The organism is Rhodococcus sp. NPDC127527, assembly GCF_042672245.1.
Taxonomy (GTDB): domain Bacteria; phylum Actinomycetota; class Actinomycetes; order Mycobacteriales; family Mycobacteriaceae; genus Rhodococcus_G.
This window is the reverse complement of sequence record NZ_JBHXVP010000008.1, coordinates 170,200-188,479: the sequence shown is the minus strand read 5'-3', so window position 1 is coordinate 188,479 and position 18,280 is coordinate 170,200. Positions and strand designations below refer to the sequence as shown.

17 protein-coding genes are annotated in these 18,280 nt (G+C 70.6%); 8 read left to right on the top strand and 9 right to left on the bottom strand.

All coding sequences use genetic code 11. The annotated features are described in order from the left end of the window. The first annotated feature begins 27 nt into the window (after positions 1–27). The 5 genes from hemE to ACFVH2_RS15710 all read left to right on the top strand — a co-directional run bounded on the left by hemE (position 28) and on the right by ACFVH2_RS15710 (position 6,059). On the top strand, positions 28–1,125 hold the full coding sequence (gene hemE / locus ACFVH2_RS15730; RefSeq protein ID WP_378423948.1) for a uroporphyrinogen decarboxylase: 1,098 nt from the start codon (positions 28–30) through the stop codon (positions 1,123–1,125). Continuing rightward, entirely contained in the window at positions 1,122–2,474 is a 1,353-nt protein-coding gene (locus tag ACFVH2_RS15725; RefSeq protein WP_378423946.1) for a protoporphyrinogen oxidase, read from the top strand. The genes hemE and ACFVH2_RS15725 overlap by 4 nt, the downstream gene beginning before the upstream one ends. Before the next feature lie 4 nt (positions 2,475–2,478). After that, entirely contained in the window at positions 2,479–3,174 is a 696-nt protein-coding gene (gene hemQ, locus ACFVH2_RS15720) for a hydrogen peroxide-dependent heme synthase (RefSeq protein ID WP_378423944.1), read from the top strand. A gap of 94 nt (positions 3,175–3,268) precedes the next feature. Beyond that, positions 3,269–3,514: a hypothetical protein gene (locus ACFVH2_RS15715; protein ID WP_378423942.1), complete on the top strand. Its 246-nt coding sequence runs from the start codon at positions 3,269–3,271 to the stop codon at positions 3,512–3,514. Between the two features lie 268 nt (positions 3,515–3,782). Continuing rightward, complete coding sequence (locus ACFVH2_RS15710) at positions 3,783–6,059, top strand: molybdopterin-dependent oxidoreductase (RefSeq protein WP_378424003.1); 2,277 nt, start codon at positions 3,783–3,785, stop codon at positions 6,057–6,059. Between the two features lie 29 nt (positions 6,060–6,088). Here the strand turns inward: ACFVH2_RS15710 and ACFVH2_RS15705 are convergent, their stop codons facing one another. Together ACFVH2_RS15705 and ACFVH2_RS15700 are read right to left on the bottom strand one after the other, a co-directional pair. After that, on the bottom strand, positions 6,089–7,291 hold the full coding sequence (locus ACFVH2_RS15705; RefSeq protein ID WP_378423940.1) for a PrsW family intramembrane metalloprotease: 1,203 nt from the start codon (positions 7,289–7,291) through the stop codon (positions 6,089–6,091). Next, positions 7,288–7,998: a hypothetical protein gene (locus ACFVH2_RS15700; RefSeq protein ID WP_378423938.1), complete on the bottom strand. Its 711-nt coding sequence runs from the start codon at positions 7,996–7,998 to the stop codon at positions 7,288–7,290. The genes ACFVH2_RS15705 and ACFVH2_RS15700 overlap by 4 nt, the downstream gene beginning before the upstream one ends. A gap of 160 nt (positions 7,999–8,158) precedes the next feature. Between ACFVH2_RS15700 and ACFVH2_RS15695 the strand changes: the two genes are divergently transcribed. After that, entirely contained in the window at positions 8,159–9,397 is a 1,239-nt protein-coding gene (locus ACFVH2_RS15695) for a serine hydrolase domain-containing protein (protein WP_378423936.1), read from the top strand. A gap of 73 nt (positions 9,398–9,470) precedes the next feature. Here the strand turns inward: ACFVH2_RS15695 and msrB are convergent, their stop codons facing one another. From msrB to ACFVH2_RS15675, 4 genes are read right to left on the bottom strand one after another with little or no spacing between them, the layout of a single operon-like run. Further along, positions 9,471–9,887, bottom strand: coding sequence for a peptide-methionine (R)-S-oxide reductase MsrB (msrB, locus tag ACFVH2_RS15690; protein WP_378423934.1), 417 nt, complete (start codon positions 9,885–9,887; stop codon positions 9,471–9,473). A 20-nt stretch (positions 9,888–9,907) separates the two neighbouring features. Beyond that, positions 9,908–11,161, bottom strand: coding sequence for a glycosyltransferase family 87 protein (locus ACFVH2_RS15685; protein ID WP_378423932.1), 1,254 nt, complete (start codon positions 11,159–11,161; stop codon positions 9,908–9,910). Positions 11,162–11,196: 35 nt separating this feature from the next. Beyond that, positions 11,197–12,771 (bottom strand): alpha/beta hydrolase, encoded by a 1,575-nt coding sequence (locus ACFVH2_RS15680; RefSeq protein WP_378423930.1) that lies wholly within the window; start codon positions 12,769–12,771, stop codon positions 11,197–11,199. 22 nt (positions 12,772–12,793) lie between these two features. Further along, positions 12,794–13,549 (bottom strand): pyrimidine reductase family protein, encoded by a 756-nt coding sequence (locus ACFVH2_RS15675; RefSeq protein ID WP_378423928.1) that lies wholly within the window; start codon positions 13,547–13,549, stop codon positions 12,794–12,796. A 34-nt stretch (positions 13,550–13,583) separates the two neighbouring features. On the opposite strand from ACFVH2_RS15675, the gene zapE reads away from it, so the two are divergent. Next, a complete protein-coding gene (gene zapE, locus ACFVH2_RS15670) occupies positions 13,584–14,597 on the top strand; it encodes a cell division protein ZapE (RefSeq protein ID WP_378423926.1) in 1,014 nt (337 codons plus the stop codon). 27 nt (positions 14,598–14,624) lie between these two features. Here zapE and ACFVH2_RS15665 read toward each other — a convergent pair whose 3' ends face one another. Genes ACFVH2_RS15665 through ACFVH2_RS15655 form a run of 3 tightly spaced genes read right to left on the bottom strand, consistent with a single transcriptional unit; the run spans position 14,625 to position 16,813 of the window. Then, positions 14,625–15,161 carry a GNAT family N-acetyltransferase gene (locus ACFVH2_RS15665; protein WP_378423924.1) on the bottom strand — a complete coding sequence of 179 codons (537 nt, stop codon included), beginning with the start codon at positions 15,159–15,161 and terminating at the stop codon, positions 14,625–14,627. After that, a complete protein-coding gene (locus ACFVH2_RS15660) occupies positions 15,158–15,598 on the bottom strand; it encodes a hypothetical protein (RefSeq protein ID WP_378423923.1) in 441 nt (146 codons plus the stop codon). The genes ACFVH2_RS15665 and ACFVH2_RS15660 overlap by 4 nt, the downstream gene beginning before the upstream one ends. Positions 15,599–15,613: 15 nt before the next feature. Continuing rightward, positions 15,614–16,813: an MFS transporter gene (locus tag ACFVH2_RS15655; RefSeq protein ID WP_378423921.1), complete on the bottom strand. Its 1,200-nt coding sequence runs from the start codon at positions 16,811–16,813 to the stop codon at positions 15,614–15,616. A 77-nt stretch (positions 16,814–16,890) separates the two neighbouring features. Here ACFVH2_RS15655 and ACFVH2_RS15650 point away from each other — a divergent pair, with 77 nt between their 5' ends. Beyond that, a complete protein-coding gene (locus ACFVH2_RS15650) occupies positions 16,891–18,279 on the top strand; it encodes a GH1 family beta-glucosidase (protein WP_378423919.1) in 1,389 nt (462 codons plus the stop codon). Position 18,280 lies beyond the last annotated feature (1 nt).

The following is an 18,280-nucleotide window of genomic DNA, read 5'->3' as shown; positions in this document are numbered from 1 at the left end:
ATCTGGCGGGCGAGAGCGTTGGGACATATGAGCGACCTGGAAGACACGAATTCGGCCATGACCACCGGTGCGCGGTACCCGTTCCGGCGGGTGCTCTCGGACGCACCGCTGCTCGCGGCGGCGACCGGACGCCGGCCCAGCCACCGGCCGGTGTGGTTCATGCGTCAGGCGGGGCGCTCGCTACCCGAGTACCGCGAGATCCGCGCCGGTATCGGCATGCTCGAATCCTGCTTCAACCCCGAACTGGTCTGCGAGATCACCGTGCAGCCCGTGCGCAGGCACAAGGTGGACGCGGCGATCCTGTTCTCCGACATCGTCGTTCCGCTCAAGGCCGCGGGCATCGACCTCGACATCGTCGCGGGCACCGGCCCGGTGGTCGCGAACCCGGTGCGCTCGGCGTCCGACGTCGCCGGCCTGCCCCGGCTGCGGACCGAGGAGGTCGGTGCGGTCACCGATGCGATCGCTCTGCTCACCCGCGAGCTCGGCGACACCCCGCTCATCGGCTTCGCGGGCGCACCGTTCACCCTCGCCTCCTACCTGGTCGAGGGCGGCCCGAGCCGCAACCACGAGCTCACCAAGGCGCTCATGCACTCCGACCCGCACACCTGGCACGCGCTGCTCGGCGCGCTCGCCGACACCACCATCACCTTCCTCAAGGCGCAGCTGCACGCCGGCGTCGACGCGGTGCAGCTGTTCGACTCCTGGGCGGGTGCGCTCTCGCTCGCCGAGTACCGGCAGTTCGTGCTCCCGCACTCCGAGCGGGTGTTCGCGGAGGTCGCGGAGGCCGACGTGCCTCGCATTCACTTCGGCGTCGGCACCGGTGAGCTGCTCGGCGCGATGGGCGAGGCGGGCGCCGACGTCGTCGGCGTGGACTGGCGGATTCCGCTGCACGAGGCGGCGACCCGGGTCGGCGCGGGCAAGGCGCTGCAGGGCAACCTAGACCCGGCCGTGCTCTTCGCCGGCTGGGACGCCGTCGAGCGGGAGGTCCGGCGGATCGCCGAGGAGGGCGACCGCGCGGTTGCCGCGGGCGCGGCCGGCCACATCTTCAACCTCGGCCACGGCGTGCTGCCGGACACCGACCCGGCCGTGCTGACCGCGGTGGTGGAGCTGGTGCACTCGCTGTGACCACGATCGCCGTCGTCGGCGGAGGTGTCACCGGACTGACCGCCGCCTACCGGCTACGCGGCGCGCTCGGCCCGGACGCGCGGATCGTCGTACTCGAGGCGACCGACCGGCTCGGCGGCAAGCTGCGCACCACCGAGATGGCCGGCGGGCCGGTCGACGTCGGCGCCGAGGCCTACATCGAACGCAGGCCCGAGATTCCCGCGTTGCTGGCCGAACTCGGTCTGTCCGATCAGGTGGAGCACCCGTCGTCGGCACGTCCGCTGATCTGGTCGGAGGGCCGACTGCACCCGCTGCCGACCGGGACCCTGATGGGAATTCCCGCGCGGGCGGAGTCGCTGGACGGACTGGTGGACGCCGCCACCCTCGCGCGGGTGGCGGCGGAGCCGACGGTGCCGCTGCACTGGGACCGCGGCGCCGACGTCTCGGTCGCCGAACTGGTCGGGTCGCGGTTCGGCGAGCAGGTGGTCCGGCGGTCGGTGGACCCGCTGCTCGGCGGCGTCTACTCGGGACTGTCGGACACCGCCGGTGTCCGCGCCACGGTGCCGGCGCTCGCGGCCGCGCTGGACGCCGGCGCGTCGAGCCTCACCGAGGCCGTCGCGCGGGCGCTGCCGGCGCCGTCGACCGCGCCGGTGTTCGGCACACTGCGCGCGGGGTACGGCGTGCTGCTCGACGCGTTGAGGTCGGCATCCGGGGCCGAAATTGTCTCTGATGCAAGAGTTTCGAAGATTCGGCGGTCCGGCGGGCGCTGGACTGTCGAGCCGGTGGGGGAGGTCGACGGGGTGATCCTCGCGGTCCCCGCGGACCGCGCGGCCGAACTCCTCGCCGGACCCGCCCCCGCCGCGGCGGCGCAGGCCGCGCGCATCCCGCTGGCGTCCTCGGTGGTGGTCGCGCTCGCCTTGCCCCGCGAGGCCGCGCTGCCGGAGAACTCCGGGATCCTGGTCGCGACCGGCGAGAACCTGGCCGCCAAGGCGTTCACCCTGTCCAGTCGCAAGTGGCCGCACCTGGCGCGTCGTGAGGTGCTGCTTGCCCGCGCCTCCTTCGGCCGGTTCGGCGACGCCGCCCTGGTGGACGCCGACGACGATCAGCTGATTACCCTCGCCCGCGCCGACCTGGCGACCGTCACGGGCGTCACCGACGAACCGGTTCAGGCGTCGGTGGCACGCTGGCAGGGCGGGTTGCCGCAGTACCGCGCCGGGCACCTCGACGTGGTCGCCGCGCTGGACGCCGAGATCGCGCAGGTCGACGGACTGGAGGTGGCCGGATCGATGCTCCGGGGCGTCGGTGTCCCGGCGTGCGTGGCGTCGGCGACGGTGGCCGCGGAACGGCTCGTGGCGGCAGTGGCAGGATAGGGCCATGGCACGCCTCGACTACGACAAGCTCAATTCCACCCTCCGCTACGCGATGTTCTCGGTGTTCCAGGTTCAGCCGGGTGTCCTCGACGAGGACCGCACCAAGGCGATCGAGGACGCGAAGGCCTTCTTCGCCTCCTTCGACGAGACCGACGTGATCGTCCGCGGCATCTACGACGTCTCGGGCCTGCGCGCGGACGCCGACTTCATGATCTGGTACCACGCGGAGAAGCTGGAGGACCTGCAGAAGCTGTACGCCGACTTCCGGCGCACCACCGACCTCGGGCAGGCCAGCGACCCGGTGTGGTCGAACGCCTGCCTGCACCGTCCCGCCGAGTTCAACAAGAGCCACCTGCCGGCGTTCATCGCGGGTGAGGAGCCGGGCGACTACATCTGCGTGTACCCGTTCGTGCGGTCCTACGAGTGGTACCTGCTGCCGGACGCGGACCGGCGCAAGATGCTCGCCGACCACGGCAAGGAGGCCCGGGACTACCCGGACGTGCGGGCCAACACCGTCCCCGCGTTCGCGCTCGGCGACTACGAATGGCTGCTGGCCTTCGAGGCGCCCGCGATGGACCGCATCGTCGACCTGATGCGCGACCTGCGCGCGACCGAGGCCCGGATGCACGTGCGCGAGGAGACGCCGTTCTTCTCCGGGCCGCGGGTGTCGGTCGAACAGTTGATCGCCGCCCTGCCCTGAGCAGGCGTTCACCCCCGCATCCGGCGGTCCGCAGCGTAGCGTGATCCTGGTGGTGCGGGGGTGGCCGCAGTCGCCGGCGACGAAGGGGATCCCGATGCGGAGTCCACGACGGTCACTGAGTGCACCCGGAACCGTCACCTTCCCCGCCTTGTCGCCCGGTGCCAACACCAACTGGACCTACTGGATGCACCGGAGAAATCTGGGGACCGGCGCCTCGGGGGAGCTGACCATCCCGTACGGCGATAGGGTGAGCGTGTTCACCGGTGCGGGCCTCGTGACCGCATCGCTGACGACCGGCTACGAGACCATCGCCGGAACCGGCGTGTTCCCTGTGCCGTGACGAGCACGCGACGCAGGGCACTTGGATCCGGCGGCACTACGCGCATCCGCCAATTCCACTGTCCACCGGTACATTCCGCACACCTCCCTGGTGCCCGACGTGCGCCGCCGTGATCGGGCACGGCGGGCACGGAACCACGTTTCGAGCACTCGCCCACGGCCTGAACCCAGTCCGCGATTCGTGCCGCCGAGCAGCGCCGACACCCGGCCGGTGATGCCCCGGTGGCAGACTGGCCGTCATGAGTTCGGGAGCCACACGGCACCAGCAGATGGCGCACTGGGGGATGTTCGAGGCCGAGACCGTCGCCGGTGAGGTCACCGCGGTGCACCCGTACTCCGGCGACGGTGACCCCTCGCCGATCCTGGCCAATGTCGTCGGATCGGTCCGGCACCGCTCGCGTGTCACCGGTCCCGCGGTGCGGCGCGGGTGGCTCGAGCGCGGACCCGGGCCGTCCGGGGCCCGCGGCGCCGACGAGTTCGTTGCGGTCGGCTGGGACGAACTGACCGAGCTACTGGCCAGCGAACTGCGACGGGTCGTCGACCGGCACGGCAACCGGGCGATCTACGGCGGCTCCTACGGATGGTCCTCGCCGGGGCGCTTCCACCACGCGCAGAGCCAGGTGCACCGGTTCCTCAAGATGCTCGGCGGCTACACCCGCTCCGAACACAGCTACTCGCTCGGCGCGACCGGGGTGATCATGCCGCGGGTCGTCGGCACGCACTGGAAGATGTTCGCGCGGTCCACGAACTGGGAGGTCATCGCGCGCGAGACCGACCTGATGGTGTGCTTCGGTGGGGTCCCGCTGAAGAACACCGCCGTCAACGACGGTGGCACCAGCCATCATCCGACCCGCGCGGCGCTGGATGCGTTGCGGGACCGCGGCGGCCGAATCGTGTCGATCAGTCCGCTCGCGGACGACGTGCACGGCGACGCCGAGCGGCTCGCACCGCGCCCGGGCACCGACGTCGCGATCATGCTCGCCTGCGGATACGTGCTGGCCACCGAGGAGCTCGCGGACCGAGCCTTCCTGGATCGCTACACCACCGGCTACGACAAGTTCGAGGACTACCTGCTCGGTCGCGTCGACGGCATCGCGAAGACCCCGCACTGGGCGGCTCGGCTGTCCGGGCTGCCCGCGGACGCGATCGCGGACCTGGCCCGGCGGATGGCCGAGGGGCGCACCCTGATCACCGTCACGTGGTCGCTGCAGCGGGTGCGGCACGGCGAGCAGGCCCCGTGGGCCGGCGTCACCCTCGCGGCGATGCTCGGCCAGATCGGCCTGCCCGGAGGCGGTTTCGGCCACGGGTACGGCTCGATGAACGAGCCCGGCCTCGCGCCGGTGCCGTACCCGCTGCCGACCCTGTTCCAGGGACAGAACCCGGTGTCGGATTCCATTCCGGTGGCCGCGATCTCGGACCTGCTGCTCCACCCGGGGCAGCAGTACGACTTCGACGGCGAGCGCCGCACCTTCCCGGACATCCGGCTCGTGTACTGGGCCGGAGGGAACCCCTTCCACCACCACCAGGACATCGGCAGGCTGCGCCGTGCGTTGGCCCGGCCGGACACCGTCGTCGTGCACGACCCCTACTGGACGCCGATGGCCAAGCACGCGGACATCGTGGTGCCGTCCACCACGTCGCTCGAGCGCGAGGACCTCTCGTGCACCCGCAACGACCCACTGCTGGTGGCGATGCACGCCGCCGCACCCCGCTTCGCCGACTCCCGCGACGACTACGACACCTTCTCCGCGCTGGCCCACCGGCTCGGGTTCGGGCAGCGCTTCACCGAGGGGCGCACCGCGCGGCAGTGGCTCGAGCACATGTACGGGCAGTGGCGCGACTTCGTCGCGGCGGACGGCGTCGACGTCCCGGAGTTCGACGAATTCTGGCGGGTCGGGCACGTGCGGATGCGCACCGAGGACGGGCTGACGCTGTTCGAGGACTTCCGTGCGGACCCGGACGCCAACGCACTGCGCACGCCGAGCGGGCGGATCGAGATCTTCTCCTCGGACATCGACGGTTTCGGCTACGACGACTGCGCCGGCCACCCCACCTGGTACGAGCCGGAGGAGTGGCTCGGGGGCGAACGCGCACGCGAGTTCCCGCTGCACCTGATCGCGAATCAGCCGAAGACCCGGCTGCACAGCCAACTCGATCACGGCGCGACCAGCCAGTCCTCGAAAGTGCAGGGCCGCGAACCGATCCGGCTCCATCCGGACGACGCCGCCGAGCGGGGGCTGGCGGCCGGCCAGGTGGTTCGGGTGTTCAACGATCGCGGTGCGTGCCTGGCCGGGGTGGTCCTCGACGACGGCCTGATGCCGGGCGTCGTTCAACTCTCCACCGGGGCCTGGTACGACCCACTCGACCCGGCCGACCCGAATTCCCTGTGCGTGCACGGCAACCCGAACGTGCTCACCGCCGACGTCGGCACCTCACGCCTGGCCCGCGGCTGCACGGGTCAGCACGTGCTGGTGCAGGTGGAACGGTTCGACGGTGAGCTGCCGCCGATCCGGGCCTACGATCCGCCGGTGATCCGGCCGCGGTAGCGGTCGCCCCGCGGCCGGATCGAGGGTGGTCAGTGCGGGGAAGTGCGCAGCTCCGTGACCTCGTCACGGATCTGCGCGACCTCGGCGGTCTGCGCGCCGTGTCCGTGGGCGATCGCGGCGGCGAGTTCGGCCACCGCCTCGAGCACGTGGTGCGCGCGTCGCCGCCCGTGCGGAGCGGACCGGGCGTAGCGGTGCCGGTCCTGCCGGGTGCCGGCCAGCGCGGCGACCTCGGCGTCGGTGATGGTGCCGCGCGCGACCTCGGGCGCGAGAAGATCACGCATCCAGTGGCGCTCGATGTTCGAGGCGCGGCGGGCCACCCACACCACGGCGACGATGTCGACGATCATCAGGGTGACACCGAGGGCCAGTCCCAGTTCCGGTTTGCCGAACAGGGCGCCGGCGAGTGCCGACATCGAGTCCCAGACGAAGTGCGAGAACATGGCGAAGGCCATCAGGGCGATGCCGAGGGGCCGATTGCGCTCGTTGCGGGGCCTGCCGAGGAACCAGACCAGGCCCGCGCAGAAGATCGCGGAGTAGAGCGTGTGCGAGACGATGCCGAGCGCGCCCCGCATGCCGATGATGCTGACCGCGTCGGAGATCTGGTTGGCACCGAAACTGTGGACGGCGCTCTGGGCCGCGTAGAGCACGTCCTCGGCGACCTGGAATCCCAGTCCGACGAACGCGCCGATGACGAATCCGTCGTACGGGCTGCGGACGAGCTTGGAGCCGAGGCCGATCAGCAGGACGAGACCGGTCGCCTTCGCCAGCTCCTCGGTGAACGGCGCGACCAGCCCCGGACCCCAGTCCATCGCCCAGGCCTGGCCGAACCACTTCGCGTACAGCGACAGCAGTGCATTGTTCGCGTTGTAGGCCATCCAGAAGGTCGACGCGATCGCGCCCCAGACGAAGCCGACGGCCACGAACCGCACGGGGAGGGGGGTGTACCGGTCGTAGTGGTGCAGGAAGATCCACCAGGGCACCGTGTAGACGGCGAAGCCGATCACTCCCGCGGCGAGAGCCGTGCCGTAGACCGACGCGCTGAACGTGACGACCGGCACCAGGGTGGCCACCCCGGCCAGCAGTCCGATCACCAGTACCCAGAAGGTCGGATTGCGAGGCTGGAACAGCCGGAACCGCACGCCCCAGCCGGATTCGTCGAGCGCGGCCAACTGGGCGGCCTCGAGCTCAGCCGCCTCGGCGTGGTCGGTGTCGTGGTCCTGACGCAGGCTCATCGGTTGGCTCCCATCGCCACGCTCCGGAGGGTGGCATCGATTTCGGCCGAATGGGCCGCGAACTGCTCGCGCGTGGCGTCGACGACGAACGTCAGCGCCTGCGGCCGGGCCCGGTCGCCGGGCTGTTCCTGGGCGTCCGCGGCGACATCGGTCGTGGGCAGCACGAACGTCGCGACCAGGCCATCACCGGTCGCCGAGGTGAACGGCTCGACCACCCCGACCAGTCCGCTCGTGGTGACCAGGGTGTTGCGTGCGTCGGTGATCGTGAACTGCCTCGTGGACTCAGCCGACAGGTTCGCGTTGACCTGGTCGAGCAGCGCGTCGGCGTCACCGTCGAAAGTGCCTCCGGTCGCGGAGATCTGGGCGCCGCCCGTCGCGACACGAGCCGAGGCGTTCTTCGCCGAGACGCCGGAGACGGGGGAGTCGCCGACCCGGGTTCCGTCCTCGAGTTGCCATCCGACCGGGGGGACGAATCGTGCCCCGTTGCCCAGGTCGATCGAGTCGCCCGCCGCGATGGGGTCCTCCCAGTCCACGGCATCGTCGAGTGCGGGGAGCGCGAGGCTCCAGAGCAGGCCGACGGCCAGGACCGTCGCCGCCGGCCACAGTGCGCGTGTGTCGAGACCGAAGACGCGGTGTTTCACCGGAACGCGATGCGTGGGCGCATGCCGGGGCGGCGAGGCTGCCGTCGCCGTGGTGTGACTGCTCACTGCTGTCTCCTGGGATCGGGGGAGGACGGACGGGACGGCCGGCCCGCGCATTACGCTACCTTTACTGTTGCTAACGGTTCGGTGCTCGGTCTCCGCGCCGCGCGTGTGTCCGCCCGTCTTGTCGAGCACGGGCCATCCGCACGGCGTACGGTCAGCTGTCATGGACCGTATTGCGGGTGCGTGTCGGGGTCGATTCGTTCGCGCGGCGGGTGCGGCATTCGCCGTGACACTGCTGGTCGGGGCCTGCTCCTCCGGATCCGACTCCGGGTCAGGTGCAGGCTCGACGACCACGACCCCGACGGTCGTCCCGATCGACGACGCGGCACTGAAGTCGACCGTCGAGGCCGCGGCCAAGGACCTCATGCTCCCCGGCGTGGTGGTGTTGCTGCGCACTTCGAAGGGCGAGCAGACCGTCACCTACGGCACCACCGAGCGCGGTGGCGGCGCACCGGTCAGCCTCGACGACCACGTCCGGGTCGGGTCGAACACCAAGACGTGGACCAGCACCGTGATCCTGCAGCAGGTCCAGGAGGGCAAGATCGCGCTCTCCGACCCGGTGTCGAAGTACCGGCCGGACGTCCCGGGCGGCGACGGCATCACGATCGAACAGTTGCTGAACATGCGCAGCGGCCTGTTCAACTACACCGAGACCCTCGAACTGAACCAGACGATGGATCAGGATCCGCAGCGGGTGTGGACGCCGGACCAGTTGCTCGCCCTCGCGTACCCGCACCCTCCCTACTTCCCGCCCGGCCAGGGCTACCACTACTCGAACACGAACTACGTCCTGCTCGGGTTGATCGCGGAGCAGCTCGACGGCAAGCCCCTCGGGCAGATCTTCCAGAGCCGCATCTTCGGCCCGCTCGGCCTCACGAACACGCTCTTCCCGGAGCCGGCGACGAACACCCTGCCTGCGCCGTTCTCCCACGGCTACGCCTACGGCACCAACGTGCTCACCATGACCGACCCCGCGATCCCGCCGGACATGCAGGCCGCCGCAAAGGCGGGCACCCTCGCGCCCAACGACGTCACGAATGTCAACCCGTCCTGGGCCTGGGCGGCCGGGTCCGGCATCTCGACCACCCGCGACCTGGTGACGTGGGTGGAGGCGCTGGCCGACGGCAAGGTGCTCGACCCCGACATGCAGGCCAAGCGGCTGGCGAGCTTCCAGCCGACCGACCCGAGCAAGCCGGGCGGCCCCGAGTACGGCCTCGGCGAGGCGAAGTTCGGTTCGCTCTACGGTCACACCGGCGAGCTGCCCGGGTACAACTCGTTCATGGGCAGCGATCCGAACAGCGGGGTGACACTGGTCGTGTGGGCGAACCTCGCGCCCGCGGCAAACGGTCAGGACCCGGCGAGCAGCATTGCGAAGTCGATCATCGACAAGATGTTCCCGTGACGCGGCTCCGCCGCAGTGGTGCGCCTTCGGAGCCCAGGGACTCCACGTCCGCACCACTGCGGCGCAGCCGCAGCTACGGCACCAGCGTCAGCGAGATGCTGTTGATGCAGTAACGCTGGTCGGTGGGGGTGGGGTAGCCCTCGCCCTCGAAGACGTGACCGAGGTGGCTGTGGCAGTTCGCGCAGAGCACCTCCACCCGGCGCATGCCGAGGGTGGTGTCCTCGCGCAGGATCACCGCGTCGGAGTCGGCCGGGTCGAAGAACGACGGCCAGCCGCAATGCGACTCGAACTTCTCCGAACTGGTGAACAACAGGGCGTTGCAGGCCCGGCAGTGGTACTCGCCGACCGTCTTGGTGTCGGTGTACTCACCGACGAAGGGCCGTTCGGTTCCGGCCTGGCGGAGTACCGCGTACTCCTCGGGCGTCAGCCGCTCACGCCACTGCGCGTCGGTGAGCTCGAACCCGGGAGTGCGCTGCGCGTCGGAGGTCATGGCTCCACGCTAGACCAGCCTCACGCGACCGGAACCTTCTCGGGCTCGAGCTCCTCGAAGACGGGGTCGATGCCGCGATCGAGTCTGCCCTCGCGCTTGGCGGTGAGGTAGCGAGCGACCAGCACCCCGCAGATCACCAGCAGCAGCAGGCTCCAACCGAAGGTGGTCTTCATGTATTCGGCGGCGCGACCCGAGGCGGGGAATCGTCCCGACAGCCAGCTGTCCAAGGTCATGAACCCGTACACCGCCAGCCAGGCGGGCCAGTTACGCATCACCGAGTTGCGCAGCGCCACGCTCATCAGCAGCGGCAACAGCATCATCGAGTAGTACATCTGGCCGAGCGAACCGAGCAGGAACGACGCGCACATCAACACACCCGACGCGGTGGTCAGGAAGAACAGCCGGTCCTCGCGGTAGTAGCGGTACAGCAGCCACAGGGTCACCAGCACCACCACGCCGAAGGCGACCCGCAGCGCCAGGATCAGCACGTCGGGCAGGCCGTAGTAGGCGCCGTTGCCGACGATCGCGCTGTTGAAGTAGTCGCGGGACTCCATCAGGTACGGCAGGGTGCGGTGCACGAAGTCCATGGGATCGTTCGACAGCGGCCAGGCGATCGCGGTGAGGATCAGCGGAACGCCGATCGCGGTGACGAACACCCGCCACTGCTTGGTCACCAGGGGCAGCAACAGCAGCGGCGCCAGGACCGGTTTCACCGCGAACGTGAGGCCGATCGCCACTCCCGACCAGGCGTCCCGGCGGCGCAGCAGCAGGAGCAGGAACGCGACCTCACCGAGCAGGACCAGGCCGTTGATGTTCGTGAACACCAGCGTGTTGGTGACCGTTTCGCTCGCGAACATGCCGAGAAGCAGGATCGGCGCCGCGACCGAGGAGAGCGTCAGGTCGAACATCCGCAGCAGCAGGTATCCGGCGGCGATGACGGCGATCGCGTTGACGCCGATGAACAGCCAGCGCGACCGCTCCGGGTCGATGACGGCGATCGGCGCCAACAGCAGCGTGCCGCTCGGCGGGTAGAGGTAGTGCGGGTCCACCCAGTTGAAGTTCGCCGTGTAGACCGGCTGCCGGTTCAGGAACGCCAGTGCCGCCCGGTACACCGGGGTGAAGTCGTCGGTGCGGGCCCCGTTGACCGCCTTGACCAGCACTCGGTGCAGCACGGTCATGATGGCGAGCGGCCACAGCGCGAACTTCACCACCTCGGCGGTTGTCCGTGCGGTGCGCGGTTCGAGCTGTCGAAGGAACACCGTGGCACGGTACACCGGCGACGCGGCTTTCTGGCCGAGAGACACCCCGGTCAGCCCGGGCAGGCGCCGCCGTCCGGCGGGAGGGTGCCGTCCGCCGCGTAGGTCAGGACGGACTGCTGGGCACATTCCGAGTGGGAGCTCGCGGGGTGCCCGCTGCCGAGCCAGGCGAGAGTCGAATTGGGTGCGCCGGCCGCGGCGACCACACCGGACGCGGAGGACGCGCCGTTCCCGGCGACCGGGTCGGCCGCGCCGGAGATCGTCAGCACCGGCGCCGACAACGCGGACGGGGTCGGCTGGGCCTCGGTGGTCGGCCAGGACGCGCACAGCAGCAAGGACAGCGCTGCGTCGGGGCCGAACGCCGGGTACCGCTGACCCCAGTCCTGCTGCAGCTCGCGGACGCGCCCGGGCGTCGGCCACCGCTGACCGTCGGAGCACCGGGCCACGAACTGCCCGTCCGAGTCGGTGTCGGCGGCCGCCCGGTCGACGAGTCCGGACAGGCCGGCCGTGTCCCCGCGCCCGGCCGCGGCGAGGACGTCGGCGAACTCTCGGACTCGCGCCTGCTGGTCGCCGCGCGGCGTGCCGAGGAAGTCGGTCAGGACGGCCGCGAGCGCGTTCGACGAGATCGGTCCGAGCTGACCCGCACCCGCCCGGTGGATGAGGTCGAGCACCGCGGCATGGGGATCCGGGCCCAGTGCGCACGCGAGCGCCGCGCACTGCCTGGCGAAGGATCCGAGCGCGGCCTCCTGACCGCGTACGCGAGTCTCGGCGGCGGTCACGGCGTCCGAGCGCACGGTGGCGGGGGAGTCGAGCACGAGCCGTCCCACCGCTCCGGGATGCTTGGCGGCGTAGGCGAGGGCGACGTCGCCGCCGCTGCCGGTGGCGAGCAGCCCGAGCCGGTCGACGCTCCAGGTGCGGCGTAGCTGCTCGAGGTCGTCGGCCGCGTGGGAGGCGTCGAAGGCGAGCTCCTGCGGTTCGAGGAAGTCGGTGCACGCGGTGGTCGCGTCCCGGCCGAGCGCCATCACCGTGTCGACGGCGTCGCCCCCGGCGACCGGCGGCGGGGTGAACTGGCCGAGGTCGAGCATCTGTCTGCCGAGGGTCGGGTTCTCCTTGGGTGCGGTGCACTCGATCGGGGTGGAGGTGCCGATGCCGCGACGGTCGAGCGCCACGAGCGGACGTGCGGACAGCAGCGCCGGCAACGGCCCCGCGGCGAGCGCGGCCAGCGTGCTCGTCGAGGACCGGTCCGCCCCGGACGTGAGGACCAGGGGCGCGGCGTCGGCCGGGGTCTGGGGCAGCCGGGCGCGCAGTGCACCGAGCGAGAAGGAACCGCGGATCCGGCCGCCGGCGTCGATCGGCGCGGCGAGTTCCGCGCACTCGAGCACCAGTCCGGTCGGACCGGGCGCGAGACCGAGGACGTCGAGTGTGGTCCGGGTGCAGTCCCGCCAGTCCAGGTCGTGCACCGGGGCGGCCAGCGGCGGCGGTCCCTGCACCGCGGTGGGCCCGGTGGGCCCGGTGGTCGAGCCGTCGCCGCGCTCGACCACCGCCACGTCCGGACGCACGCTCGGCCCGGCCCCGCAGGCGGTCGCGCAGAGCACGAGAACCGCTGTCGGCAACCACATTCTGCGCATGCGTGACAGCCTGCCAGGTCGCTCACGCACCCGGCTCGCGCACCCATCGCGTCAACACCGTGCCGTCGTCGTCGCCGAGCACGTGGGCTCGGCGCATGGGCCTGGCCACGGCGTGCGGGAACGAGGAGATCCGGCCCGCGGTGCCGCCGACGAGCAGCGGGGACGTGGTCAGGCACAACTCGTCGACCGCGTCGTCGGCCAGCAACCGGCCGAACAGCGACGGCCCGCCCTCGCAGAGCACCCGGTGCAGGCCGAGGTCCCCGAGGGCGGTCCTGATCGCCGCGGTGTCTACCTGCGAACGCCCGAGCTCGAGCACCCGGGCGCCGGCGTCGGCGAGCGCGCGGGTGCGGTCGGCCGGGGCGTCGGCGCAGGTGAGGATCAGCGGCGCGACGTCGGCGTCGGTGATCAGCCGTGATGTCGGGTCGACGTGGGCGCCCGCGGTGACGACCGCGATCGGCGGGGTGTCCGACTGCCCGCGCGCGCGTCGACGGTCACGCTGGGCGGGATCGGTGCGGGCGCCGCCGTAGTTCTCGGCCCGGACCGTCCCGGCGCCGACGAGTACGACGTCGGCCAGTTCACGCAGGATGGTGAACAGGTGGTGGTCGGCGGGGGTGCCGAGGCCGCCGGAGGTGCCGTCCGCAGTGACGGCGCCGTCGATGCTGGCGACGAAGTTCACCCGGATCCACGGCGCGGAGAGGTCGTCGGGGTATCGGTGCAGGTCGCGCAGCGCGTCGTCGTCGAGCGCTGTGAGGTAGGTCGCATTATCGAGTTGGCGCACAGGAGTTATAACAGCACGTAGATACGCTGTTTACATGCATGCACGCCTCGTCGACCGTAGTCCGGTTCTCCAAGCAGACCAGTTGGTTGCGCAGATGGTTCCGCCGGCAATGTTCGACGAGGTGAGTTTCGCGTCGTACATCCCCGATCCGAACGAGCCCAGCCAGGCCGCCGCGGTCCGCAAGGCCGAGGAGTTCGCCGGCAAGGTCGGCAAGATCCGCTCCGGCGGCCGGCGTGGACTGTTCGGCAAGAAGACCCAGGCCAGCGGCGCCGGTCTGTACCTCGACGGCGGCTTCGGCGTCGGCAAGACGCACCTGCTCGCGTCGATCTTCCACAGCGTGCCCAGCCCCAAGGCGTTCGGCACGTTCGTCGAGCTGACCCACGTCGTCGGCGCGCTGGGCTTCAACAACGCCGTCGAGCAGCTCTCGGGCCACAGCGTGCTGTGCATCGACGAGTTCGAACTCGACGATCCGGGCGACACCATGCTCGTCTCGCGGCTGCTGACCGAGCTGTCCGCTCGCGGGGTCTCCATCGTGGCGACCTCGAACACGCTGCCCGGCCAGCTCGGTGAGGGCCGCTTCGCCGCGCAGGACTTCCTCCGGGAGATCAAGAAGCTCGGCTCGATCTTCGAGACCATCCGCGTGGACGGACCCGACTACCGGCACCGCGACCTGCCGCCCGCGCCGGAGCCGATCACCGACGTCGAGCTCGCCGAACTGGCCGACGCCACTCCCGGCGCGACCCTGGACGATTTCGACGCGCTGTGCAAGCACCTGAGCACCCTGCACCCGTCGCGCTACAACAAGCTGATCGAGGGCGTGTCCGCGGTGTACCTGCGGGGCGTGCACCCGGCGCAGGACCAGTCGGTCGCGCTGCGTCTGGTGGTCCTGGCCGACCGCCTCTACGACGCCAGCATCCCGGTCACCGTGTCGGGCGCGAAGCTCGACGAGATCTTCACCCCGGAGATGCTCGCCGGCGGCTACCGCAAGAAGTACCTCCGCGCGACCTCGCGACTGCTGGCGCTCTCGCGCTTCGAGGTCCCGGCGTAACGCGGCTGCGCCGCCTGCCGTAGGCGCCTAGATCGCGCGCTGCATCACGAAGTCGTGGTGCAGTTGGTCCCCGACGCGGAACCGCTTGGTGCCGACCTTCGCGAATCCCTGCTTCGCGTAGAAGCGTTGCGCGCGTACGTTCTCCTGGTTGACGCCCAGCCACACACTGGCCGCGCCGCGGGCCCGCGCCCGCTCCAACGCCGCGGACATCAGCAGGTGCGAGACGCCCTCGCCGTGATGGTCGGGCAGGACGTACAGCTTGCTCAGTTCGACGGTCGGCGTCGCGGTCACCGCGGACCGGACGTCCGGATCGTCGACGACCCCGTCGACGAGCATCGCGTACCCGACGACGCCGTCGGCGCCGACGGCCGCGAGCACGACCCGGTCCGCGGCGGCCAGGTAGTCGGCGAACCGGTCGGCGGACAGCACGGTGGCGAGGAAGTCCGCGACGTCGGCGTCGGTGACCGAGGGCGGGCAGGCGAGCGGGAAGGTCACCGCCGCGACCGCGGCGAGCTCGGTGGCGTCGGCCGCAGTCGCCTCGACGACGGTCAGGGTTCCGGTCACAGCCGGTCCACCGCCTGCTTCGCCTCGCGCAGGTTCATGCCGGTCCGGTCGCGCAGCAGCTTGATCGCTTCCACCGGCCGGCCGTCGTTCTTGAGGGCACGCAGGGCCGGTTCGAGTTCCGCCCAGCCCGCGGGCGGCGGCACGCTGTCCAGGCCGGCGGTCGGCACCCACTCACCGCGGGCGACGGCGTCGATGGCGGCCTTGGCGTCGGCCAGTCCGACCCCGGTGCGATCCCGCAGCACCTTGATCGCGTGAATGTTCTTGTGGTCGGCGACGAGGCGTTCGATCCGGTCCCGGGACTCGAGGTCGAGAGTGTCGACGAACGTTCCGTAGATCTCCGTGCTCTTCGGCCCGGCGCGACGATTGAGCAACCAGGCGGTGAGCACCGCGACGTCGACGAGTATCAGCACCACGATGAGCCAGCCCCAGTTCGGCATGGTGCCAGTCAACCACTACCCGGTGTGGTCGACCGCAACCGGTGCGGACCTGAACCGAGCCGGGTGGAACGCGGGTGCGAGAACGACCAGGACGACCGCGAACGCCAGCAGTACGCCGAAGCCGGCGCGCAGGTCCGACACCATCGCGACCACTCCGACGACGCCTCCGCCGATGACGGTTCCCGCGTAGTTGAACAGGTTCAGGCGGGCCACCACCGCGTCCGTCTGCTCGGGCGGCGCGAGTTGCCCGGCGGCGCTGAAGCAGAGCGGCGCCACCACTGGCAGGCCGAGTCCGGCGATGCCGAATCCGATGATGGCGACGGCCGCGTTCGGTGCCGCGACCGCGACGAGCAGGCCCAGCACTCCGACCGTCGCGCCGACCCGGACGACGACGGTCTCGCCGAAGCGACGCACCCACAGGTCGCCGGTCAGGCGCGAGACGAGGCCTGCGGCCTGGTAGGCGGCCATCGCGAGGGCGGCAGTGCTGGTGGTCGCCAGCAGAATGTCGGTCAGGTACAGCGCCGACCAGTTGCCGATGCCGAAGTCGATCGCGTAGAACAGCGCCATCGCCGCGCCCAGCATCAGGAAGGGACGCCACGGGATCTGCACCCCACCCACCGGGTTGAATGTCGCGAGCGGGTCTTCGCCGGCGGCACTGTGCAGTCGCGGTCCGAGCAACAGAGACCCGCCCGCCACCACCGCGGCCGCCAGCAGAACGGTCGTGGTGAACCCGATGTCGAGACCGGACAGGACCGAGACGGCCAGGGCGCCGATGATCGCGCCGACGCTCCAGATGGCATGGAAGGACGAGAGGATCGACCGTCGGTAGCGGTGCTGGATCGCTACCGCCTGCATGTTGGCCGCAGCGTCGACCATGCCCAGGCCGATGCCGTAGACGCCGAATGCGGCGAAGAAGGGCACCGTCGAGTGTGAGAACGCCAGCGCAACGCCGGCGACCGCGACGACGCCGAGCCCGGCACGCAGCGTTGTGCGGCTGTCGGTGCGGGTGGCCAGCTTCTCTGCCAGTATGCTGCCGGCTCCGGCGACGAGGGAGACCGTGACGACGGCGATCGTGATGACGGTGTCGTCAAACCCGAACCGGTCCTTGATCGCCGGAAGCTGGGTCAGCACCGCGGCGAGGAAGAATCCCTGCAGGCCGAATGCGGTGGCCGCGGCGATCCGGGCGGTCCGGTCCGCGGGAGTGGGTGAGCTCATTCGCGCATTCAACCACGTGTGGCCGACGGCACACTCGGAACTGGACGTACGTCCAGAAATTGGTCAGACTCGCTGCCATGACCACAGGTAAGCAGGACCCGCGTTTTCCCGCCGACTTCCTCTGGGGCGTCGCGGCGGCCGCCTATCAGATCGAGGGCGCCGTCGACCTCGACGGCCGCGGCCGGTCGATCTGGGACGAGTTCTGCGACCGTCCCGCCGCGGTGATCGGCGGCGAGACCGGCGCGGTCGCGACCGACCACTACCACCGGTACCGCGAGGACGTCGCGCTGATGCGTGAGCTGGGCGTGGACTCCTACCGGCTGTCGGTGGCCTGGCCGCGCGTGCAGCCGACCGGCAGCGGCGCTGTCAACGAGGCGGGACTGGACTTCTACGACCGGCTCGTCGACGAACTGTGCGCGGCAGGCATCAAGCCGGCCGTCACGTTGTTCCACTGGGACCTCCCACAGGTCTTGCAGGACGCGGGAGGATGGCTCGAGCGAGACACCGCCCAGCGCCTCGCCGAGTACGCGAACATCGTAGGGCGGCGACTCGGCGATCGGGTCCATATGTGGATGCCGCTCAACGAACCGGTGGTGCACACCCTCTACGGGCACGCGCTCGGTGTCCACGCGCCGGGCCTGGAACTGGGCTTCGGGGCCCTGCAGGCCGCCCACCACCAACTGCTCGGTCACGGCCTGTCGGTGCAGGCGCTGCGGGCCGCCGGGTGCGGCAACATCGGTATCGCCTCGAACCACGCGCCGGTGCGCGCGGCCAGCGACTCGGAAGCCGATGTCGAGGCCGCCGACATCTACGATCACATCGTGAACTGGACCTTCGCCGATCCGGTGCTGCGCGGCAGCTATCCGGCCGAGGAGTTGGCCGCGATCCTGCAGGGTCCGGTCGAGGAGGACCTCCAGGTGATCTCGCAGCCGCTCGACTGGTTCGGGATCAACTACTACGAGCCGACCGTGATCGCGGCCCCGACCTCCGACGCAGGCAGCACCGGCGTGCTCGAGGTGGATCTGCCGCCCGGAATGCCGTTCCAGCCGGTCGCGCTCGAGGGGTACGACCGGACCGACTTCGGCTGGCCGATCGTGCCCGCCGGGCTGCGCGAGATCGTGTCGATCTTCGCCGAGCGGTACGGCGACGCTCTGCCGCCGATCTACGTCACGGAGTCGGGAGCCTCGTTCCACGATCCCGACCCGGACGACGACGGCCGGGTGCGGGACGACAAGCGCATCGACTACCACCGCGATCATCTCGCCGCACTCGGCGAGGCGATGGCGGACGGCGTCGACGTACGCGGCTACTTCGTGTGGTCGATCATGGACAACTTCGAGTGGGCGGCGGGATACCGCGAACGCTTCGGTCTGGTGCACGTGGACTACGAGACGCTCACCCGCACACCCAAGGACTCGTACTTCTGGTACCGGGACCTCATCGCCTCCCAGCGGGCGGGAGGCTGAC